The organism is Lacinutrix sp. MedPE-SW, assembly GCF_001874145.1.
GTDB lineage: Bacteria > Bacteroidota > Bacteroidia > Flavobacteriales > Flavobacteriaceae > Lacinutrix.
In genome coordinates this window covers 25,698-46,847 of sequence record NZ_MPCX01000010.1, presented here as the reverse complement: position 1 = coordinate 46,847, position 21,150 = coordinate 25,698, and the positions used below count along the sequence as shown (strand labels likewise).

Annotated in this window: 25 protein-coding genes; 15 read left to right on the top strand and 10 right to left on the bottom strand. The window is 30.3% G+C overall.

The window, feature by feature from the left end; all coding sequences use genetic code 11:
- Window positions 1–726 (bottom strand): polyprenol monophosphomannose synthase, encoded by a 726-nt coding sequence (locus BM549_RS10265; RefSeq protein WP_290470182.1) that lies wholly within the window; start codon window positions 724–726, stop codon window positions 1–3.
- Between the two features lie 110 nt (window positions 727–836).
- Here BM549_RS10265 and BM549_RS10260 point away from each other — a divergent pair, with 110 nt between their 5' ends.
- Window positions 837–1,487, top strand: a complete 651-nt coding sequence (locus BM549_RS10260) for a DUF4271 domain-containing protein (RefSeq protein ID WP_290470181.1) — start codon at window positions 837–839, stop codon at window positions 1,485–1,487.
- Window positions 1,488–1,510: 23 nt separating this feature from the next.
- Entirely contained in the window at window positions 1,511–2,257 is a 747-nt protein-coding gene (locus BM549_RS10255; RefSeq protein WP_290470180.1) for a uroporphyrinogen-III synthase, read from the top strand.
- 65 nt (window positions 2,258–2,322) lie between these two features.
- Here BM549_RS10255 and pckA read toward each other — a convergent pair whose 3' ends face one another.
- Both pckA and BM549_RS10245 read right to left on the bottom strand, forming a co-directional pair.
- Window positions 2,323–3,939 (bottom strand): phosphoenolpyruvate carboxykinase (ATP), encoded by a 1,617-nt coding sequence (pckA, locus tag BM549_RS10250; RefSeq protein WP_290470179.1) that lies wholly within the window; start codon window positions 3,937–3,939, stop codon window positions 2,323–2,325.
- Window positions 3,940–4,003: 64 nt separating this feature from the next.
- Window positions 4,004–4,393, bottom strand: coding sequence for a DUF423 domain-containing protein (locus tag BM549_RS10245; RefSeq protein WP_290470178.1), 390 nt, complete (start codon window positions 4,391–4,393; stop codon window positions 4,004–4,006).
- A gap of 81 nt (window positions 4,394–4,474) precedes the next feature.
- On the opposite strand from BM549_RS10245, the gene BM549_RS10240 reads away from it, so the two are divergent.
- Entirely contained in the window at window positions 4,475–5,839 is a 1,365-nt protein-coding gene (locus BM549_RS10240; protein ID WP_290470177.1) for a saccharopine dehydrogenase C-terminal domain-containing protein, read from the top strand.
- An 89-nt stretch (window positions 5,840–5,928) separates the two neighbouring features.
- The gene (locus BM549_RS10235; RefSeq protein WP_290470176.1) at window positions 5,929–6,399 is read left to right on the top strand and encodes an Lrp/AsnC ligand binding domain-containing protein; all 471 of its coding nucleotides are present in this window, start codon (window positions 5,929–5,931) and stop codon (window positions 6,397–6,399) included.
- Window positions 6,400–6,451: 52 nt separating this feature from the next.
- Here the strand turns inward: BM549_RS10235 and BM549_RS10230 are convergent, their stop codons facing one another.
- The 3 genes from BM549_RS10230 to leuS all read right to left on the bottom strand — a co-directional run bounded on the left by BM549_RS10230 (window position 6,452) and on the right by leuS (window position 10,436).
- Complete coding sequence (locus BM549_RS10230) at window positions 6,452–7,165, bottom strand: zinc metallopeptidase (protein WP_290470175.1); 714 nt, start codon at window positions 7,163–7,165, stop codon at window positions 6,452–6,454.
- Window positions 7,166–7,244: 79 nt separating this feature from the next.
- A complete protein-coding gene (locus tag BM549_RS10225) occupies window positions 7,245–7,604 on the bottom strand; it encodes a hypothetical protein (RefSeq protein WP_290470174.1) in 360 nt (119 codons plus the stop codon).
- 3 nt (window positions 7,605–7,607) lie between these two features.
- On the bottom strand, window positions 7,608–10,436 hold the full coding sequence (gene leuS / locus BM549_RS10220; RefSeq protein WP_290470173.1) for a leucine--tRNA ligase: 2,829 nt from the start codon (window positions 10,434–10,436) through the stop codon (window positions 7,608–7,610).
- 176 nt (window positions 10,437–10,612) lie between these two features.
- On the opposite strand from leuS, the gene BM549_RS10215 reads away from it, so the two are divergent.
- The 7 genes from BM549_RS10215 (at window position 10,613) to BM549_RS10185 (ending at window position 15,347) form a co-directional block, all read left to right on the top strand.
- Window positions 10,613–11,488: a permease-like cell division protein FtsX gene (locus BM549_RS10215; RefSeq protein WP_290470172.1), complete on the top strand. Its 876-nt coding sequence runs from the start codon at window positions 10,613–10,615 to the stop codon at window positions 11,486–11,488.
- Between the two features lie 127 nt (window positions 11,489–11,615).
- Entirely contained in the window at window positions 11,616–11,768 is a 153-nt protein-coding gene (locus BM549_RS10210; RefSeq protein WP_290470171.1) for a hypothetical protein, read from the top strand.
- Between the two features lie 391 nt (window positions 11,769–12,159).
- On the top strand, window positions 12,160–12,423 hold the full coding sequence (locus BM549_RS10205) for a DUF3098 domain-containing protein (RefSeq protein ID WP_290470170.1): 264 nt from the start codon (window positions 12,160–12,162) through the stop codon (window positions 12,421–12,423).
- Window positions 12,424–12,426: 3 nt separating this feature from the next.
- Entirely contained in the window at window positions 12,427–13,026 is a 600-nt protein-coding gene (locus BM549_RS10200; protein ID WP_290470169.1) for a hypothetical protein, read from the top strand.
- Window positions 13,027–13,043: 17 nt separating this feature from the next.
- On the top strand, window positions 13,044–13,838 hold the full coding sequence (locus BM549_RS10195; protein WP_290470168.1) for an undecaprenyl-diphosphate phosphatase: 795 nt from the start codon (window positions 13,044–13,046) through the stop codon (window positions 13,836–13,838).
- A gap of 7 nt (window positions 13,839–13,845) precedes the next feature.
- Window positions 13,846–14,544, top strand: coding sequence for a tRNA pseudouridine(55) synthase TruB (truB, locus tag BM549_RS10190; protein ID WP_290470167.1), 699 nt, complete (start codon window positions 13,846–13,848; stop codon window positions 14,542–14,544).
- Window positions 14,545–14,621: 77 nt separating this feature from the next.
- Entirely contained in the window at window positions 14,622–15,347 is a 726-nt protein-coding gene (locus BM549_RS10185; protein ID WP_290470166.1) for a TonB family protein, read from the top strand.
- Between the two features lie 7 nt (window positions 15,348–15,354).
- Here the strand turns inward: BM549_RS10185 and BM549_RS10180 are convergent, their stop codons facing one another.
- Complete coding sequence (locus tag BM549_RS10180; protein ID WP_290470165.1) at window positions 15,355–15,978, bottom strand: thioredoxin family protein; 624 nt, start codon at window positions 15,976–15,978, stop codon at window positions 15,355–15,357.
- Between the two features lie 80 nt (window positions 15,979–16,058).
- On the opposite strand from BM549_RS10180, the gene BM549_RS10175 reads away from it, so the two are divergent.
- Genes BM549_RS10175 through BM549_RS10165 form a run of 3 tightly spaced genes read left to right on the top strand, consistent with a single transcriptional unit; the run spans window position 16,059 to window position 17,863 of the window.
- Window positions 16,059–16,622 (top strand): DNA-3-methyladenine glycosylase I, encoded by a 564-nt coding sequence (locus tag BM549_RS10175; RefSeq protein WP_290470164.1) that lies wholly within the window; start codon window positions 16,059–16,061, stop codon window positions 16,620–16,622.
- Window positions 16,609–17,193 (top strand): hypothetical protein, encoded by a 585-nt coding sequence (locus tag BM549_RS10170; RefSeq protein WP_290470163.1) that lies wholly within the window; start codon window positions 16,609–16,611, stop codon window positions 17,191–17,193. The genes BM549_RS10175 and BM549_RS10170 overlap by 14 nt, the downstream gene beginning before the upstream one ends.
- A gap of 46 nt (window positions 17,194–17,239) precedes the next feature.
- On the top strand, window positions 17,240–17,863 hold the full coding sequence (locus tag BM549_RS10165) for a DUF2490 domain-containing protein (RefSeq protein WP_290470162.1): 624 nt from the start codon (window positions 17,240–17,242) through the stop codon (window positions 17,861–17,863).
- Here BM549_RS10165 and aat read toward each other — a convergent pair.
- The 3 genes from aat to BM549_RS10150 form a co-directional block, all read right to left on the bottom strand.
- A complete protein-coding gene (gene aat / locus BM549_RS10160) occupies window positions 17,837–18,481 on the bottom strand; it encodes a leucyl/phenylalanyl-tRNA--protein transferase (protein ID WP_290470161.1) in 645 nt (214 codons plus the stop codon). The genes BM549_RS10165 and aat overlap by 27 nt on opposite strands.
- 98 nt (window positions 18,482–18,579) lie before the next feature.
- On the bottom strand, window positions 18,580–18,954 hold the full coding sequence (locus tag BM549_RS10155) for a DUF3127 domain-containing protein (RefSeq protein ID WP_013869877.1): 375 nt from the start codon (window positions 18,952–18,954) through the stop codon (window positions 18,580–18,582).
- A gap of 44 nt (window positions 18,955–18,998) precedes the next feature.
- Window positions 18,999–19,853, bottom strand: a complete 855-nt coding sequence (locus BM549_RS10150) for a flavin reductase family protein (RefSeq protein ID WP_290470160.1) — start codon at window positions 19,851–19,853, stop codon at window positions 18,999–19,001.
- 131 nt (window positions 19,854–19,984) lie between these two features.
- On the opposite strand from BM549_RS10150, the gene BM549_RS10145 reads away from it, so the two are divergent.
- Window positions 19,985–21,148: a HAMP domain-containing sensor histidine kinase gene (locus tag BM549_RS10145; protein ID WP_290470159.1), complete on the top strand. Its 1,164-nt coding sequence runs from the start codon at window positions 19,985–19,987 to the stop codon at window positions 21,146–21,148.
- Window positions 21,149–21,150 lie beyond the last annotated feature (2 nt).

The window sequence follows — 21,150 nt, the reverse complement described above, 5'->3', positions numbered from 1 at the left end:
TTATTTTTTGTTTAATAAACTTTTAAATTTCATTGAAATAACTCCAAAAATAGCTTCAGAAATTATACCTGTACTTAATTTAGATTTTCCTTTTGTTCTATCTGTAAATATCACTGGGACCTCAACAATTTTAAATTGTTTTAAGTGTGCTTTAAATTTCATTTCTATTTGAAAAGCATAACCTATAAATTTTACATCGTCAAGATTTATAGTTTCTAATACTTTTCGTTTATAACATATAAATCCAGCTGTTGCATCTTGAATACGCATGCCTGTAATTAGCTTTACATATAGCGATGCTCCATAAGATAAAATAATTCTTCCTAATGGCCAATTAACAACGTTAACACCTTTTTTGTAACGCGAACCTATTGCTAGGTCTGCACCATCTATTTTACAGGCTTTATACAACCTTTCTAAATCTTTTGGATTATGAGAAAAATCGGCATCCATTTCAAATATAAAATCATAATGTTTGTTTAAGCACCATTTAAAACCGTGTATGTAGGCTGTACCTAAACCAGATTTTTGCTTCCTAACTTCAATAAATAATTGATTTTTAAATTCTTGCTGAAGTTCTTTAACTTTTAGCGCTGTTAAGTCTGGTGAATTATCATCTACCACTAAAATATCGAACGCTTTATTTTGAGCAAAAACTGCTCTAATTATAGTTTCAATATTTTCTATTTCATTATAAGTTGGAATAATGACAATAGCGTCCCTCATTATGTATTTTAATTTTGAGACAAATGTACATATTTTGAATCTTTTAAATTTGTAAATATTTCTTAATAAATATATACTTAGCTATAATTATTTATAATAGTTTTACAGTTATGTTAAGAGCAACAAATTATAATGAAATATTTACCTTGTTATTATTAGCTTGTTTATTAATATTAGCTATAATAAAGGTTCTGTTTCCTAAACGTTTTCAAGACTTTACTGCAATCATATTTAATTTTAGATATTTAAAAATCTATGGTAGAGACCAAAAGTTTTTAGATGTTTTTGAAGGTTTCCTTTTTTTAAATTTAATTATAGGTTTAGCTATATTTAGTATAATAACCTATAAAACGTTTTTTGGTATAGACACTATAAATTTAAACTTACTTTTACTTAAAACAGCCATTGGTATTGGAATTTTTATTTTAATTAAAGTATTAATTGAGCGTTTAATAAGTAGTATTTTAAATTTAGATTCTGTTATTAAAAATTACCTGTTTGAAAAAATAAGCTATAAAAATTTTTTAGGTTTATTATTAATACCAATAAATGCAATATTAATATACAGCTTAGTACCAAGTAAAAGTTTACTTATTGCAATTGGCTTAATATTATTTATAGTGCATACTATAGGAATATTTTTATTCTATAAAAAAAATCTAAGCTTAATAAAAAACCACATAATTTATTTTATTTTGTATCTTTGCACACTTGAAATTTCACCTTATGTGATTTTATACAAGTCTCTTACAACGTTGTAAGGTAATTAACAAAGCTATTAAGTATGAAAGTGAAAACAATTTTAGTCTCGCAACCAGAACCTAAAATAGAAAATTCGCCGTATTTTGATCTCTCTGAGAAACAGAAAGTTAAAATTGACTTCAGACCATTTATACATGTTGAAGGCGTTCCCTCAAAAGAAATAAGACAACAAAAAATTGATTTGAGTAAATTCTCTGCTATTATTTTAACTAGTAGAAATGCTGTTGATCATTTTTTTAGAGTTGCAGAAGAAATGCGATTTAAAGTTCCAGACTCAATGAAATATTTTTGCCAGTCTGAAGCAGTTGCCTATTATTTACAAAAATATGTAGTCTATAGAAAACGTAAAATTTATGTTGGAAAAAGGACTTTTACAGAACTTTCTCCTTTAATTAAAAAATATAAAGATGAAAACTTTTTACTTCCTGCTGCCGATAAATTGAAGCCTGAAGTACCAAAAGTACTTAATGATTTAGGAGTAAACTGGAAAGAAGCAGTATTTTACAAAACGGTAATTAGTGATTTATCTGATTTAGAAAATGTAACTTACGATATTTTAGTATTCTTTAGCCCAAGTGGTATAGAATCTTTATTCCATAACTTTCCAGATTTTAAACAAAACGATACACGTATAGCGGTATTTGGCAACACGACAATAAAAGCTGTAGAAGCTAAAGGTTTAAGAGTAGATATTGCTGCTCCAACTCCAGAAACGCCTTCTATGACTATGGCATTAAAAAAGTATATAACTGCTGCTAATAAAAAGTAGTAATATATTTATTAAAAAAAAAGGCTTCTCAAATGAGAAGCCTTTTTTAGTTTAGCAGATAATTATTAATAACCATAACGTTGTGGTCCTCCACGTCTAACTTCTTCGCTAGCGTGCTCTTCAAATTGTTCAAAGTTTTTTCTAAACGCATTGGCTAATTTAAAAGCAGTGTCATAATATGCTTTATCATTATTCCATGTTGCTCTTGGGCTTAATACTTCGGTTGGGACACCTGGACACGTTCTAGGTTGTGCTACTCCAAAAACAGAGTGAATATGGTAATCATCATAATTATACAACCCTAAATCACCATTTAAAACCGCATTAATCATAGCACGTGTGTATTTTAATTTCATACGTTTACCTACACCATAAGATCCACCAGACCAACCTGTGTTAATTAGCCAAACATTTACATTTGCCTCAAGCATTTTTTTGCTTAACATCTCGGCATATTTAGTTGGGTGTAATGGCATAAAAGGTGCTCCAAAACAAGCAGAAAAAGAAGGTTGTGGTTCTTTTACTCCTGCTTCTGTACCTGCTACTTTAGCTGTATAACCAGAAATAAAATGGTAAGCTGCTTGTGCAGGTGTTAATTTAGATATTGGAGGTAATACTCCAAAAGCATCTGCTGTTAAAAAGAAGATGTTTTTTGGGTTTTTACCAATTGATGGTGTTTTAATATTTTCTATATGGTGAATTGGGTAACTTACTCGTGTATTTTGAGTAATAGAAGTATCTTCAAAATCTACTTCTCCTTTATCATTCATTTTTACATTCTCAAGAATAGCTCCTTTTTTAATAGCATCAAATATTTCTGGCTCTTGCTCTTGAGATAGGTTTATTACTTTAGCATAACAACCACCTTCAAAATTAAACACAGTATTTTCTGCAGTCCAACCATGTTCATCGTCACCAATTAAACTTCTATCTGGATCTGTAGATAAGGTTGTTTTACCTGTTCCAGATAATCCAAAGAAAATAGCAGTATCTCCATCTTTACCAACATTTGCACTACAGTGCATTGGTAATGTATTTTTAAAAACTGGTAGTATAAAATTTAATGCAGAGAAAATACCTTTTTTAATTTCTCCTGTATAACCGGTTCCACCAATTAGTGCAATTTTCTTTTCAAAATTTAAAATTGCAAAATTATGCTGGCGTGTTCCATCTTCTTCTGGGTTTGCCATAAAACCTGGTGCATTTACTATAGTCCACTCTGGAGAAAAGTCTTTTAACTCATCTTCAGTTGGGCGTAAAAACATATTATAAGCAAACATGTTACTCCATGGAAACTCGTTAATTACACGAATATTTAGTTTATAATCTTCATCTGCACAAGCATAGCTATCTCTAACAAACACTTCTTTTTCAGATAAATAATTAACGACTTTATCGTATAATTTATCAAATTTATTGGGATCAAAAGGAATATTAATATTTCCCCACCAAATTCTATCTTTAGTGATATCATCTTTTACAATAAAACGATCCATTGGAGAGCGACCTGTAAACTCACCAGTTTTAATAGCGAGTGCTCCAGAAGATGATTCTACACCTTGGTTTTTCTCAATCGTGATATCATGCAATGCATCAGGAGATAGTTGGTATCGAACATTAGCATTCTTAATACCGTATTGTTCTAACGAAATCGATTTCGTAGATTGTGTATGGTTTACCATAATTTAGTATGTTGTTTAAGCTACAAAACTACACATTATTATAACATTTATAAATAAATATGCGTTAATTCTTACTACCTTTTAAAAAGTTTATTAACAATACTAGCCATGCTGCTATTAATAACAAACCTCCCAAAGGTGTAATAAAACCAATAGTTTTAAAGTTAAAAGCTGTAAGAGTATTAGTTGCTAATGCATAAATTGAGAAGGAAAATAAAATTACTCCAACAAATATTAACCAAAAGATGATGCTTTTAGCTCTAGTACTAATTTGTTCTAAATTTCCTATAAATAATAACAATAATGCATGATACATTTGGTAACGCACACCTGTCTCGAAAGTTTGTAGAGCTTCAGTAGGTATTTTAGGTTTTAAGCCATGTGCAGCAAACGCTCCAATTACTACCGCTAAAACACCATAAATGGCTCCTAAAATCAATATTTTCTTATTCATATAAATATGTACTTAGAGTTTTTATAACGTTTGCATTTTAGTACATTCGTTGAAACAAAATTAGTTAATATCAATTTAAATATGAGAAACATTTTAGTAATAGGCTCTGGAAAATCTACATCATACTTAATTAAATACTTGTTAGACAAGTCTACTCAAGAAAATCTATTTATAACTGTTGGAGATTTACAAATTGCAAATGCTTTGAAATTGACTAACAATCATCCTAATGCAAAAGCAATAACTTTAGATGTTTTTAATAGTGACTCTAGAGTTGAAGCTGTTAAAGCTGCAGATATTATTATTTCTATGCTACCAGCTAGGTTTCATATAGAAGTTGCAAAAGACTGCATCACTTATAATAAAAACATGGTCACAGCATCTTATGTTAGTGATGAAATGCAAGCTTTAGATACTCAAGCTAAAGCAAAAGGTTTAATATTTATGAATGAGATTGGTGTTGATCCTGGTATCGACCATATGAGTGCTATGCAAGTAATAGACCGTATTGAAGATAAAGGTGGTAAAATGATTTTATTTGAATCGTTTACTGGTGGATTAGTTGCACCAGAAAGTGATACTAATTTATGGAATTATAAGTTTACTTGGAACCCAAGAAACGTAGTTGTTGCCGGGCAAGGTAGCGCAGCAAAATTTTTACAAGAAGGCACATATAAATATATACCTTATAATAGATTGTTTCGTAGAACAGAATTTTTAGATGTTGATGGTTTTGGTCGTTTTGAAGCTTATGCTAATAGAGACTCTTTAAAGTATCAAAACATTTATGGTTTAGAAGATGTTAAAACGTTATATCGAGGAACTATTCGTCGTGTTGGTTTTAGTCGTGCATGGAATGTATTTGTTGCTCTTGGCATGACAGATGATAGCTACACTATAGACGATAGTAAAAACATGAGTTACCGTGATTTTGTGAATTCATTTTTACCATATAGTCCAACAGACTCTGTAGAATTAAAGTTTAGACATGCCTTAAAAATTGAGCAAGACGATATTATATGGGATAAATTTGTAGAGTTAGATATTTTTAGTGCAACAAAAATGGTTGAATTAGATAAAGCTACTCCTGCACAAATATTACAAAAAATATTAATGGATAGTTGGACTCTTGATCCTCAAGACAAAGATATGATAGTAATGTACCATAAGTTTGGCTACGAATTAAACGGGAAAAAGCACCAAATAGATTCTACAATGGTTGCTCTTGGAGAAGACCAAACGTATACTGCAATGGCAAAAACAGTTGGATTACCTGTTGCAATTGCTGCATTAGCAATACTGAATAAAAAAATTACAACACCGGGAATATTAAGACCTATTAGCAAAGAGGTTTATGACCCTATTTTAAAAGAATTGGAAGCGTTTGGTGTTGTATTTAAAGAAAAAAATGTTGATTATTTAGGCTACAACCCTTTAAATATTTAGTTATTAAAACTATTAAGATTTCAATTTAATATCCATTTTGTATTTTTATGTTTTAATCTAAAACATTTATTTCTGCTACACGTTTAAATATGAAAATTAAAAATCAAAATATACATATAGATGGTATCGATAAAAAGATACTTCGTGCTTTAATGGCAGATGCTAGAACATCGGTTTTAGAAATCGCTAGACAAGTTGGTATTTCTGGTGCTGCCATACATCAACGTTTAAGAAAATTAGAAAAATCTGGATTAATTGCTGGTTCTAAATTTATAATTAACCCTAAAGTTTTAGGCTACACAACAATGGCTTTTGTTGGTGTATATTTAGATAAAGCTGTTAGTAATCCTGATGCTGTTAAGCAATTAAAAAAAATACCTGAAGTTTTAGAGTGCCACTATACCACAGGAAATTGGAGTATTTTTATTAAAATACTATGTAAAGATAATGAGCATTTAATGCATTTATTAAATAGTGATATTCAATCTATATCTGGTGTTTCTAGAACAGAAACTTTTATTTCTTTAGACCAACAAATTGAAAGGCAAATAAAGATATAAAAAAAGCTCCTTTTAAAAAGGAGCTTTTTTTATATCTTTATTTTAATGGCGTTTAATCTCTACCTCCAAAAACCTGAAGCGCCCAATATAACAAAGATGCAATAGCACCAATTGCGGCAACTAAATAGGTTCTTGCTGCCCATTTTAAAGCATCTTCAGAACCTTTATACTCATCTGGAGTAACCATATTTTTATTTTTTAACCAAGCCAAAGCACGGTTACTAGCATCGTACTCTACAGGTAATGTAATAACACTAAATAATGTTGCAAAGGCCATCATTACTAATCCTGCTATAGCAATATATTGTCCTGCTACACCAATTGCATTTGATGCCATTAATGCAATACCACCAAAAACAACCCATTGAGACAAGCTTGATGTTACTTGTACAACAGGTACTAATTTAGAACGCATAGTTAACCATTGGTATGCAGTTGCATGCTGTACTGCATGACCAACCTCATGCGCGGCAACTGCTGCTGCTGCTGCGTTACGTTGGCTATACACTGCTTCACTTAAGTTTACTGTTTTATTTGCTGGGTTATAATGGTCTGTTAAACGACCTGGAGTTGATATTACCTCAACATCTCTAATACCATTATCTGCCAACATTTTTTGAGCTATTTCTGCTCCACTCATACCATTTCTTAAATGTACTTTTGAGTATTTCTCAAATTTTCTCTTTAATTGATTACTTACTAACCAGCTTACTATTGAGATGGCCCCAATTAGTATGTAGTAACCCATATATCCTGTTCCTATCATATTGATTTTTAAATTTTAAGTTTCTTGATTATAAATATAACAAAAAGTGAGCCAATGTTGTTAAAAGAAAATGTGTCAGTTATTCTTGACCTCTAACTACAAGCGTTACTTTTTCATTTTCAAAATAAATAATAAGCGTCTCTCTTTTTACGGTTCCAAAATTTGGTGATTTGCCAAGTTTATACTGTAAAATTTCTTTTCCGTTTTTGGTTGTAAAAACAGCATAACCTAATAAGTTAATAATTTCTTGTTTGGTTTTTCCTAAGAGTACTTGGCGCTCAATAATATCATCGGCCATTTTATATCGGGTAGATCTATTTCGCTCCCAATTTTCTTTGGTAAAACGTTCTTCAAATTGATATATTAATGTTGTTGTTAGTACCACAGCGGTAAACAACATAAGCCCTATTCTATCTGTTTTACCAAACTTAAACCTCATTCATTATCCAACTATATTTACAATTTTTCCAGGAACTACAATTACTTTTTTAGGTGTACGACCATCTAATTGTGCAATTGTTTTTTCGTGAGCCATTACTGTTTTTTCAATATCATCTTTACTCATATCCATTGGCAACTCTAAAGTAAAGCGCATTTTACCATTAAAAGAAATTGGGTAATTTTTACTACTTTCTACTAAATGGCTAGCTTCAAATTTAGGAAACGCAACAGTAGAAATAGAGCCGCTATTACCAAGCATTTTATACAATTCTTCAGCTATGTGTGGTGCGTAAGGTGATACTAAAACTAATAATGGTTCTAATATTTCTTTACTTGTACATTTTTGAGCTCCAAGCTCGTTTACAGCTATCATAAACGTAGAAACCGATGTATTGAAAGAGAAATTCTCTATATCTTCTTCTACTTTTTTAATGGTTTTATGTAAGGTTTTTAAGTTGTCTTTTGTTGGTTCTGCATTGTTTACTTTTAAACCATTTTCATCGACATACAGTTTCCATAGTTTTTTTAAGAACCCATGAACTCCAGTAATTCCTGCTGTATTCCAAGGTTTATATTGCTCTAAAGGTCCAAGAAACATTTCGTAAAGACGTAAACTGTCTGCTCCATAATCTCTTACAATATCGTCTGGATTTACAACATTGTATTTAGACTTGGACATTTTTTCTACTTCACGACCAACTTTATAAACACCATCTTCTAATATAAATTCTGCATTTATATAGTCTTCTCCAAATTCTTCGTCCTTTTTTAAACCTTCAATATCTAACTCATCAGATGCGTTAATATATTTTACTTTTACATGAATTGGTAATACATTTTTACCTTCAATTAAACCTTTTGACAAGTAGTTATTAGTATTTTCCTCTCTATAAACAAAAGCACTAGTTCCAAGAATCATTCCTTGGTTTATTAGCTTTTTAAAAGGCTCTTCAACATTTACAAATCCGCGATCTTTAAGTAATTTCACCCAAAAACGAGAGTATAATAAATGTCCTGTTGCGTGCTCTGCTCCACCAATGTATAAATCTACATTTTCCCAATATTTTAGTGCTTCTTCGCTTGCAAAAGTTTCTCCTCGGTTAGCTGCTTCTTCCATATAACGGAAAAAATACCATGAACTTCCTGCCCAACCTGGCATCGTGTTTAATTCTAATGGGAAAACGGTTTTATTATCTATTTTATCGTTAGAAACTACTTGGTTTGCACTTGTATCCCAAGCCCAAACATCTGCACGACCTAATGGTGGCTCGCCTTCTTCGGTTGGTAAATATTTTTCTACCTCTGGAAGTGTTACTGGTAAATGTGCTTTATCAATCATTTGCGGCATACCATTTACATAATACACAGGAAATGGTTCTCCCCAATAACGTTGTCTTGAGAATACAGCATCACGTAATCTATAGTTAGTTTTGCCTTCGCCTTGTCCTAATTGTTCTAACTCATAAATAGCACGCTTGCTTGCTTTTTTATAATTCATGCCATTTAAAAAATCGCTATTAGCAATTTTAACGCTATCTTTTCCTGTAAAGGCTTCTTCACTAATATCTACTCCATCAAAAATATTAGGAATTTCTATATTAAAATGTTTAGCGAAATCGTAATCTCTTTGGTCTCCACATGGTACTGCCATTACTGCTCCTGTACCGTAACTTGCTAATACGTAATCGCCAATCCAGATTGGAATTGGTTCTTTTGTAAATGGATGCTGAGCATAAGCTCCTGTAAACACTCCAGAAATTGTTTTTACATCTGCCATACGATCACGTTCACTACGTTTGGCTGTTTTTTCTATGTAGGCTTCTACTTCTGCTTTTTGTTCTGGCGTTGTAATTTGTGATACCAGTTCATGCTCTGGCGCTAATGTCATAAAACTAACTCCAAAAATAGTATCTGGTCTTGTGGTAAAAACCTCAATTGTTTCTTGGTGCTCTTTTACATTAAATGTTACACTTGCTCCAACAGATTTTCCTATCCAGTTACGTTGTGTTTCTTTTAATGAATCTGTCCAATCTATATCTTCTAAGCCTTGTAAAAGTCTTTCGGCATAGGCAGAAATACGCATACTCCATTGCGTCATTTTTTTACGCACAACTGGATGTCCGCCACGTTCTGAGACACCGTTTACAATCTCATCGTTAGCTAAAACGGTTCCTAAAACAGGACACCAGTTTACTTCGGTTTCAGCTAAATATGTTAGTCTGTATTTTAATAATATTTCTTGTTGTTTTTCTGCTGAAAAGCTATTCCATTCTTCGGCTGTAAACTCTTCTATATCATCATCGCAAGCAACATTTACATTGCTATTTCCTTCTGAAGAAAAAATAGACACCAACTCCTTTATGTCTTTAGCTTTATTATCATTATTGCAATAATACGATTCGAATAATTGAATAAATATCCATTGTGTCCATTTATAATATTCTGGATTACTTGTACGCACTTCTCTACTCCAATCGAAACTAAAACCAATTTGGTCTAATTGCCTACGGTAGGTTTTTATATTTGTTTCGGTTGTAATTGCAGGATGCTGCCCAGTTTGAATAGCGTATTGCTCTGCAGGTAAACCAAAGCTATCGTAACCTTGAGGATGTAATACATTAAAACCTTTATGGCGTTTGTAACGTGCATAAATATCACTAGCAATATATCCTAAAGGATGCCCAACGTGTAATCCTGCTCCAGATGGATAAGGAAACATATCGAGTACGTAATATTTTGGTTTATCGCTATTGTTTGAGGCTTTAAAAGTTTGATTTTCTGCCCAGTATTTTTGCCAGTCTTGTTCTATTCTATTAAAATCGTATTGCATTGTCTTGATTTTCTGCTTATAAAACGGCAAATTTAAACTTTCTATAATAGTGTTGAAAGTTTAAGCGTTGTTATTGTAATTATAAATTAATTTTTTTTGAAAATAAAAGACTTTTATCTTTTCAAGATAGTTTTCTTTTTCTTTATTATTTTTACCGTTAAATCTAAACTCTATTTATGAGCTCATCTTTTGATAAATTCCAAAAACGTCGTTTAATTTCATCATACTTCTCTGTTGTGTTAAGTATTGGCTTAGTTTTATTTTTACTGGGTTTATTAGGTCTTTTGGTATTAAATGCAAAAAAGGTAGCAGATCATTTTAAAGAGCAAGTTACCGTTACTATCTTTTTAAAGGACACAGCAAAAGAGGTTGAAATTAAACAGCTTGAAAAAAGTTTAGCAATGGCAGACTATGTAAAGTCTACTGCTTTTGTTTCAAAAGATCAAGCCGCAGAGTTTATGAAAGAAGAAAGTGGTGAAGATTTTATGGATTTTTTAGGTAGCAACCCGTTAAAAAACTCTATAGATGTAAATTTGAAAGCAGATTTTGTAACCTCGGCAAAATTACAAACTATTGCAGATGAAGCTTTAACAAAAAACTTTGTAGACGAAGTTAGTTATGATAATGACTTAGTTAATTTAATGAATGATAACGTTAAAAAAATTAGTTTTTGGGTATTACTGTTAAGTGCTTTATTTACTCTAATTGCCGTTTTATTAATTAATAGTTCTATAAGGTTAGCAGTATACTCTAAACGTTTTACAATTAAAACCATGCAAATGGTTGGAGCCACTAAGCGTTTTATTAGAAAACCTTTTATATGGAGAAGCGTAAAACTTGGTATTGTTGGCGCCTTTTTAGCTTTAATTGGGATGGCCATTGTACTTTATTATGTAGATAAAATGTTTCCTGAGTTAGCTTTATTAAGCAAGCCTGTATTAATAATAGCTTTATTTATAGCTGTTTTTTTATTGGGTATTTTTATTACTTGGATTTCTACTTTTTTTGCTACTCAACGTTTTTTAAACTTAAATACAGATAAGTTATATTAATAAGTTTAACAATCTTTAACTTACCTATTAACAATAATTAAACACATATACGGTTATCTTTACTTAACCAAAATTATTTATATCTGACTATACCAATACTTTTTATTCATCATTAAAATTTCAAGTTATGAAACGAGTAACATTTGTATTTATAGGTATCGTTGCGATTACTTCAATAGTACTTTTATCACATAAAAAATCGAACACATTTTCTACTAAATATGTAAAAGTAGATAAGGTAGACACTAATCATAATCATTTAAAAGGCATTTACGATTAAAAATAAATTCTTTTTAAATATGAAAAACACTTTAATAGTACTCTCTTTTATAGTTGTTTGTTGGGTTGTATTTTTAAGTTTTAAACTCTATACAAGCTACAAAAGCCAAAAAAAATCTATTAGAACTTCGATTGTGAAACCTTCACAAACTTTAAAGGGATTTAAAAACCTTGAAAACACCTTTATATATTTTGGTAAAAAACAAAACCTAAATTATATAAACAGTGAAATTAACTGTAGACTAAATTTAGATTCAATACGCATAAAAGTTTTAAATAAAACCGTTACTTTGCAATAACCAAAAGTTCTGGGTAGATTAATTAAAATCAAATAATACCTAAGCATTAACTGTTGGTAACGAAATTATTTTATAGAACTTAAGTAATATACCGTGGGAGAACAAAAACGTAAAGAAACCAAAGAGCATAAAAGCGAATTTATTTTTGGAAAACGCAACTATAAATTTATGTTTATTGGGTTAGCGCTTATTGTTATAGGATTTATTTTAATGTCTGGTGGTGGCAGCGACGACCCAAATGTTTTTAATGAAGACATTTTTAGCTGGAGACGCATTCGCTTAGCGCCAACATTAATTCTAGCAGGATTTGGAGTTCAAATTTATGCTATTCTTACACGATCTAAAGACACTAACTAACACATGACGCTATTAAAAAAACACCTTGTTACACTATGTTTTCTTTGTATAAGTGTAGTTGGTTATTCTCAAGATTATAAAACCGAAATAAAAACTCAATTCAACGATTATTTAGATGCCATTACAAATATGGACTTTAATAAGTCTATGGATTATGTAAGCGAAGATTTGTTTAAAATTATACCAAAAGACCAAATGGTAAAGGTTATGGAGCAAACTTTTAATACTCCAGGAATTGAATTTAAATTAGAAGACGCTAAAATACACGAGGTTAACGATGCTGAAAAAATTGAAGGTAAGTTTTATGCTATGCTTCAATATTCTAATGTCATGTTTATGAAAATAAATGATGAAAACGAAGAAGAAAAAGCAGAATCTCAAGAATTACAACTAAGTTTAACTAAAATGGCTTTACAACAAACCTTTGGCGAAAACAATGTAAAGTATGATGAAAAAACACAGTTTTTTGAAATTTATGCCAAAAAACAAGCATATGCTATATCCCCAAACGGCAAAGACAACTGGAAGTTTATAGTTGTAGAAAAAAATCAAAAAGCATTTTTAGAAAGACTTTTACCAAAAGTTTTAACCGATAAAATTTAATTTCCATTACCTACGCTATGGACATTATAGACTCAATTATTTTAGGAATTATACAAGGTTTAACAGAGTTTTTACCTGTATCCTCTAGTGGCCATCTAGAACTTGGCAAAGCCATTCTTGGTGACAATTCTATACCAGAAGAAAGCCTCTTATTTACAGTAGTATTACATTTTGCCACAGCATTAAGCACCATTGTAATTTTTAGAAAAGATATTTTTGAAATTATTAAAGGCTTATTTAAACCTGCCGTTAATGATGAGCATCGTTTTGCTATAAAAATTATAATTTCTATGCTACCTGCAGTTATTGTAGGTGTTTTTTTTGAAGAACAACTAGAGCAACTATTTGGTGGTAACATTATGCTAGTAGGTTGTATGTTATTAGTTACCGCAGCACTATTATTTTTAGCAGATAAAGCTAAAAATACACAAAAAAAAGTAGGCTTTAAAGATGCTTTAATTATTGGTGTTTCTCAAGCTATAGCTATGCTTCCTGGAATTTCAAGAAGCGGCGCAACAATTTCTACCTCTGTACTATTAGGTAACGACAAAACCAAAGCCGCAAGATTTTCTTTTTTAATGGTTGTTCCTTTAATATTTGGTAAAATTGCTAAAGATGTTTTAAGTGGTGACCTAAATTTTAACAGTCAAAATTCTGTTGCTATTATTGCTGGTTTTATTGCAGCTTTTATATCTGGATTAATAGCCTGTACCTGGATGATTGCTTTAGTTAAAAAAAGCAAACTTTCTTACTTTGCTTTATACTGTGTAATTGTAGGTATAATTGCCATAATTTTTTCAATTTTAAACTAATTAATTTATGACTCTTGAAGATTACCATGCAGGACAAGTTTTGCTAATAGACAAGCCGTTAAATTGGACGTCATTTCAAGTTGTAAATAAATTACGTTGGGAAATTAAACAAGCCTTTAAAATAAAAAAAATTAAAGTTGGTCATGCTGGCACTCTAGATCCTTTAGCCACAGGATTACTAGTTATTTGCACAGGAAAAATGACCAAGCAAATAAATACATTTCAAGGTCAAATAAAAGAATACACAGGTACAATTGTTTTAGGTAGTACAACTCCATCTTTTGATTTAGAAACCGAAATAAACAAAACATTTTCTACAAGCCATATCACTAACGATTTAATACACCAAACAACCAAACAGTTTATTGGTGAAATAGACCAATTTCCACCTGTTTTTTCAGCATTAAAAAAAGATGGAAAAAGACTGTATGAATTTGCACGTGCTGGTGAAGATGTTGAAATAAAATCTAGAAAAATTACTATAAACGCTTTCGAGATCACAAATATTAAAGAAAATACTGTAGATTTTAGAGTCGTTTGTAGCAAAGGTACCTACATACGTTCTTTAGCAAACGACTTTGGAAAAGCATTAAATTCTGGCGGACACCTTTCTGCTTTACGCCGAACTAAAATTGGAGATTTTAACGTTAAAAATGCACTTACTATTGAAAGTTTTATTGCTGCATTACCTAAAAAAACGGAATAACTTTTGCAATAACATCTTCAAAAAGCGGTTTATACGTATATACAATACAAGAAACCCAATTTATTATAAATTCAATTTTGAAATTTAAAAATTCACATAAGGCATTTGCCATAACTTTTTTAATTGCAGGTACTTTAGTACTTGGTATATTGAGTTTAGATATGTTTAAATACAATGTACAAGTTTCTGAAACTCTAATAGACATAACACCTGTAGAAGTTGTTGAAACAATAGAAGAGCAAAACCAAAACGAGTTACCAAATAGCAAAAGCACAAATAAAGCTTATAATGAGACAAAAAAATATAAGCATTTTGCTCAAGCTTATAAACCTATAGCTCCACCTGAAGACTTTATAGATCCTCGATTAGAAAATAGAGAACATAATGATTTTAAAATAAATAAAGCTACTAAAACCAAAGCTAAAAACACGGTAAACAAACAAGAGTTAACCTCTTTTAACGGTGTAAATTCTATTTTAAAAAAACGTGCTAATGCCTCTGCAAATAGTAGTACTGAAGCCTCTGCAAATAAAAACAGTTCTATACTATATTCTTTAAAGGGTAGAACAGATACTTTTTTGCCTGTACCTGTTTATTTATGTGAATCTAGCGGAAAAATAGTAGTGAATATAACAGTTTCTAATACTGGAAAAGTTATTAAAACAGCTATTAATAACGCTTCAAACTCAACCAATTCTTGCCTGCAAGACTATGCCTTAGATTATGCTAAAAATGCGCATTTTAATCCTTCGTCTAAAACATCTCAAATAGGAACTATTACATTTTATTTTAAAGGCAAATAAGCTTTAATTAACTGGTTTTTAAAATATTAATCAAGTCCTTAATTGCAGTTTGACCTTTATCTTTATTATACCAACGTTGTAAATCTTCTTTAAATTCTGGTGTTAAACTACCATGTTTAGCCTTATAATCTGTAACTAATTTTGTTGCTGTACTTGGTCTTGGGCCGTAAGAATCTAAAACCTCATTACTATCGTTATCTATAATTATTAATTTAGGTATAGATTTTCCTCCATTAGTTAAAAACCTATTCATCAAGTCGTCGTTTTCATCACGAAGTACAACTTTAAAGTCTATCCCACTATTTAATTCTGCAACCTTATTCATCACGGGCATAACATGAGCTGCATCACCACACCAACTCTCTGTAATTACTAACCAAGTTTGACTAATCTTTAAGTTTGAAATTTCTTGTTTTACAACTTCAGATACTTTTACCGTTTTATCCCAGCGTTTCATTCTTCTATCGTTAAGCATAGTGTAATTTACTAAAGCTTCGGTGATATCGTTTCCTGTATTCAATTTTGTTTCCACTAATTCTTCAACCAAATCTCTATAAGCTTGGTAAGAAATTGCTTTATTTAAACTTTGATCTATAATGCGTTTTAAATCTGTATTTTGTAGTGTTTCCATAGTGTAAAAATACTGTAATTTCTAAGTTTTCTAAATTACAGTTCTTACATTAGTAGTAATTTTTAAAATTCCTTACAAATATGAAAAAACACAAATGTGGCTGGTGTACTAGTGATGAACTTTATGAAAAATACCACGACACAGAATGGGCTGTACCTGTTCATGATGACAATGTTTTTTTTGAATTTTTAATTTTAGAAACGTTTCAAGCTGGATTAAGTTGGATTACAATTTTGCGAAAACGTGAGCATTTTAAACAAGCTTTCGATAGTTTTAACTACTTAAAAATCGCAAATTATAAACAAGATAAAATTGAAGAGTTATTAAATAACGAAGGTATAATTAGAAATAAATTAAAAGTAAATGCAGCCGTTACAAATGCTCAGGCATTTATTAAAACTCAAGAGGAATTTGGTAGTTTTAGCAATTATATATGGAGTTTTGTAAACCATACACCAATTAAAAACAATGTTAAAAATTATAAAAATGCACCAGCAAACACCAAGCTAAGCGACACTATTAGTAAAGCTTTAAAAAAAAGAGGTTTTAAATTTGTTGGCTCAACAGTTGTGTATGCTTTTTTACAAGCCACAGGTTTAGTAAATGACCACGAAGTAAATTGTTTTAGATATGAAGAAGTATAAAATTTTAATAATCCTTTTTATCTGTTTTTTTTCTTGTTGTTATGCTCAAACTAAAAATGAAAAAGAAGAAAAAATAGAACAACAACAGTTTCCTAAAACAGCAACACCATCTTTAAACATAATAAAACAGTTTGAAAAAAAAATAAAACTTTACAAAGAAACAGATAGTAATAAAGTAAGCTATGAAGCAAAATTTAAATATAAAAAACAAAAATACAGCATAGAGTTTTCTAAAGAAGGTATATTAGAAGACATAGAAATTACGGTTAAAAACAAAAAAATTGATAGGCGAATACTTAATAAAGTTAATAGGTTTTTAGAGAAAAATTACTCAAAGCATAAACTAAAAAAAACACAAAAACAATTTGTTTTTAAACACAAACAAAGCCAAGAAGAATTTATAAAAGCCACTTTAAATAGTGATTTTAAACAAAATCCAAACTTAGAAATAATTGCAGAAATAAAAACAGGTAACAACTACCTTTTAAAAGAGTTTTTATTTAATAGTGAAGGCATACATATTTCAACAAAAACAGTATCTACAGCTTCTTATGGTCACGTTTTATACTAAGCTAAAAATAGTGTTGTTTATTGCTATGTTTTATAGTTCTAGTCTTATGGCTCAAAATTATTTTTCGGCATTAGGTGAGCATAATTTAAGTATTAATCATAACGTTTCTGGTATTTACAAATACAACTTTAGTATTTCTACACGCCATTATATTTATAATAACGAAACAACTAATGTACATATAAGGCAATTAGATTTTAAACATTTTTCAACTTATAGTTTAAGTTTAGATAATAGTATTAGTCTTGGTTTACAATATAGAAATAGAGATTGGTTTGAACATTCTAATAATGAAGTAAGAATCACGCAGCAATTTAATACAATAACAAAATTACGCGCTTTAAGGTTTGGGCATAGATTTAGAGCCGAACAACGAATAACAAACCAAAAAACAACGCATAGATTTAGATATAGATTTGCTGTAGATTTTCCATTAAATGGCGAACAATTAGATATTGGCGAAGCTTATATTGTTGCTACCAACGAAGCTTTATATAGTGTTGCAAGAGCAACAAAACCAGAACTGGATTATAGAATTACTACACAACTAGGTTGGCTATACTCTAAAAACTTAAAGTTACAGTTTGGATTAGAATATAGATTTGAAGGTTTTAATATTGAAAAAAACCAGAAACTACATATATTAACCTCTGGAGTTATTAAAATTTAAATAGCTTAAAAATTTAGTTCTAGATATTTCTTTTGCACCTAAACGCTCTAAATGTGCTGTATAAACTTGACAATCTATAAGACTATAATTGGTATTTTGAATAAAAGTTATAAACGCTGCTTTACTAGCATTACTTTTATTTGCAAACATGCTTTCTCCACAAAACACACCATTATTTAAATCTACACCATAAAAACCGCCAACAAGCTCATTATTATCCCAAACCTCAACAGATTTTGCATAACCTAATTTGTGTAATTTACAATAAGCATTAATCATATTGTTAGTAATCCAAGTGCCACTTTGCCCAACACGTTTTACCTTAGCACAATTAGTAATCACAGCTTTAAAGTCTTTATTTATAGTAACTTCAAAATTGCAATTTCTTAAAAACTGCTTCATACTTTTAGAGACTTTTAAATCTTCTGGATATAAAACAAATCTTGGGTCTGGCGACCACCATAAAATGACTTCGTCTTCATTAAACCAAGGAAAAATGCCACTGTTATAAGCTAATAGTAATCGCTCTACAGACAAATCTCCACCAATGGCTAGTAAACCTTCATGATCTGCCTCTGTTACTTTTGGAAAGTTTATATGTTGGTTTAAAATGTGCATTAATAATTTTTACTAAAATATAAAAACGGTAATAACAATTACTGTTATTACCGTTTTTTATAAGTTTCGCATTACGTGCGAATAGATAGAAGTTTACCTTAAAATGGTAAATCGTCGTGATCTTCTTCTTTTAAGTTTGTTGCTGGCTCAAAAGCAGCCGCTGGCGGTACTTCTGGAGCTCCTGCTGGTGCATTTGCTTGAACACCTTCTATTCTCCATCCTTGAATAGAGTTAAAATACTTTACTTCTCCTTGAGGATTAGTCCATTCTCTACCACGTAAATTAATGTTTACTTTCACATCTTGACCTACTTGATAGTTGTTTAATAAATCTACTTTATCTTGAACAAACTCTATCATTATGTGTTGTGGATACTGCTCTTCTGTTGTTACAACTAATTCTCTTTTTCTAAATCCGTTGCTTCCAAACGATTGCGTCTCTCCAATTAATTTTACTTTTCCTTGTACTTCCATTGTCTATATAATTATTAAATATTCGTCTAATTTAAATCGTATTACTACGATAATAATACTTTCCATGCCTTTTCAACATCACCATAACTAAGCAAATTTTGTGCCTTTTTATGCTTTTCTTCTTCGGTAATTGATGTTATGTCATGTTCTTTTACAAAAGCCTCAATACTTTCTTGACTTGGCAATGCTTCAACATTTGCTAGCAAACCTAAATCATTACCTGTTAATATTTTACTGCTTTTTATAGCAGTTGGTAACATATCTACACCAATGCCTAATGTTGTTAAAGGTTTAGGTATTTCAAAAAAACCAGATTTTGCTCTACTGTAATAGCTTCCGCCAGCACGAGATACTAAATCTAATTTCTCTTGGTCTATGCTTCCTTTTTCATTTAACACAGCATCATTAATGTGTAGTTTAACAACTTCACAAATAATTAAATTTCCTGCGCCACCTTCGGTTCCTAATTTTACAATCTCGTTAACTTTACACTCAAACTGTACTGGTGACTCTGCAACTCTAAAAGGTTTTACAATATCGCTTTTAAGCATGGTTAATCCAGCTTTATCAAACTCATTTATGCCTTTTCCGTACTCTGTACTACTTAAAGACATTTGCTGCACAATATTATAATTCACAACATTTATAACAACTTCTTTAGTTGCCTCTGCATTTTCTAATGTGTGTTTTGTGGTATTATCTCTTACACGTCGTGCTGGAGAAAATATCATTATTGGCGGATTTGCGCTAAACACATTAAAAAAACTAAATGGCGATAAATTTGCATTACCATTAGCATCTATTGTACTTGCAAAAGCAATTGGCCTTGGTGCTACTGCACTAAGTAAATACCCATGAAGTTTTGCTGTTGTTAAATCTTTAGGTTCAAAAGAAGTCATAGTTACTTTTGTTTGTACAAAGGTACTTAATTAGTAAACGAACTAAAAAAAGATTATCCTGCGATTGTACAATATTATTAACAATACTACATTATATACTTTTTAAGTATATTACCATAAAAAAAGACCTCATGTTTTTTACAAAAAACAGACAAATTTTACGCTGGATTATAATAATAGCTTCGTTTGCAATTATCTCTCTCATATTATGGAATACCTATGTTTTTTTTCAGAAATTTAAAGATGAAGAACGTGCTAAAATGGAAATTTGGTCTGCTGCACAGAGTGATTTTTCTAATAGTTTTAACGACTTAGATAGCGATGTTAACGCTGTTGTAGAAAAAATTATTACAGATACTACATCTGTTACACCTATGATAATGGTTGATGCAGACAATAAAATTAGCATTATAAAAAATATAGATACCTCTAATATTTCAAACACCAATGTTTATTTAAAGAAAATAAAACTTCAATTTGAAAAAGAAAACAAGCCTATAGATGTTAAGTATAAAGAAAACTATTATGGCAAAATTTACTACGGAAACTCAAATACTTTAAACAAATTAAAATACTATCCACTAGCTTTATTATTAATAATTATACTGTTTGCTGCTGTAGTTTACTTTTTTTATCGTAGTTCTAAAATAGCAACACAAAATAAATTATGGTCTGGTATGGCAAAAGAAACAGCTCACCAAATTGGTACTCCTTTGTCCTCGTTAATAGGTTGGACAGAGATTTTAAAAACCGAAGAAGTAAACCCAGATTATATAGTTGAAATTGAAAAAGATATAGATAGATTACAAACTATTACAGAACGTTTTAGTAAAATAGGATCACTACCAACCTTAGAAAAAGCAGATATTGTAATAGAAACCCAGAAAACTTACAAATACTTAAAAACGCGATCTTCAAAGCTTATAAACTTTAAAATTATAACGCCTAATCAACCTGTTTTTGTAAATTTGAACCCTCAATTATATAGTTGGACAATTGAGAATTTGGTTAAAAATGCTATTGATGCCATGAAAGGTAAAGGCAATTTAACTATAAAAATATCTAACCTTGAAAATAAAGTACTTATTATGGTTACAGATACTGGTAAAGGTTTAACAAAAAAACAATTTAACTCTATTTTCGAACCTGGTTATACCACAAAAAAACGTGGTTGGGGATTAGGCTTATCTCTTGCAAGAAGAATTGTTGAAGATTTTCATGGTGGTAAAATTAAAGTTGCACAATCTATTATTGAAAAAGGTACTACAATGCAAATAACCTTTAAAACTATTTAATT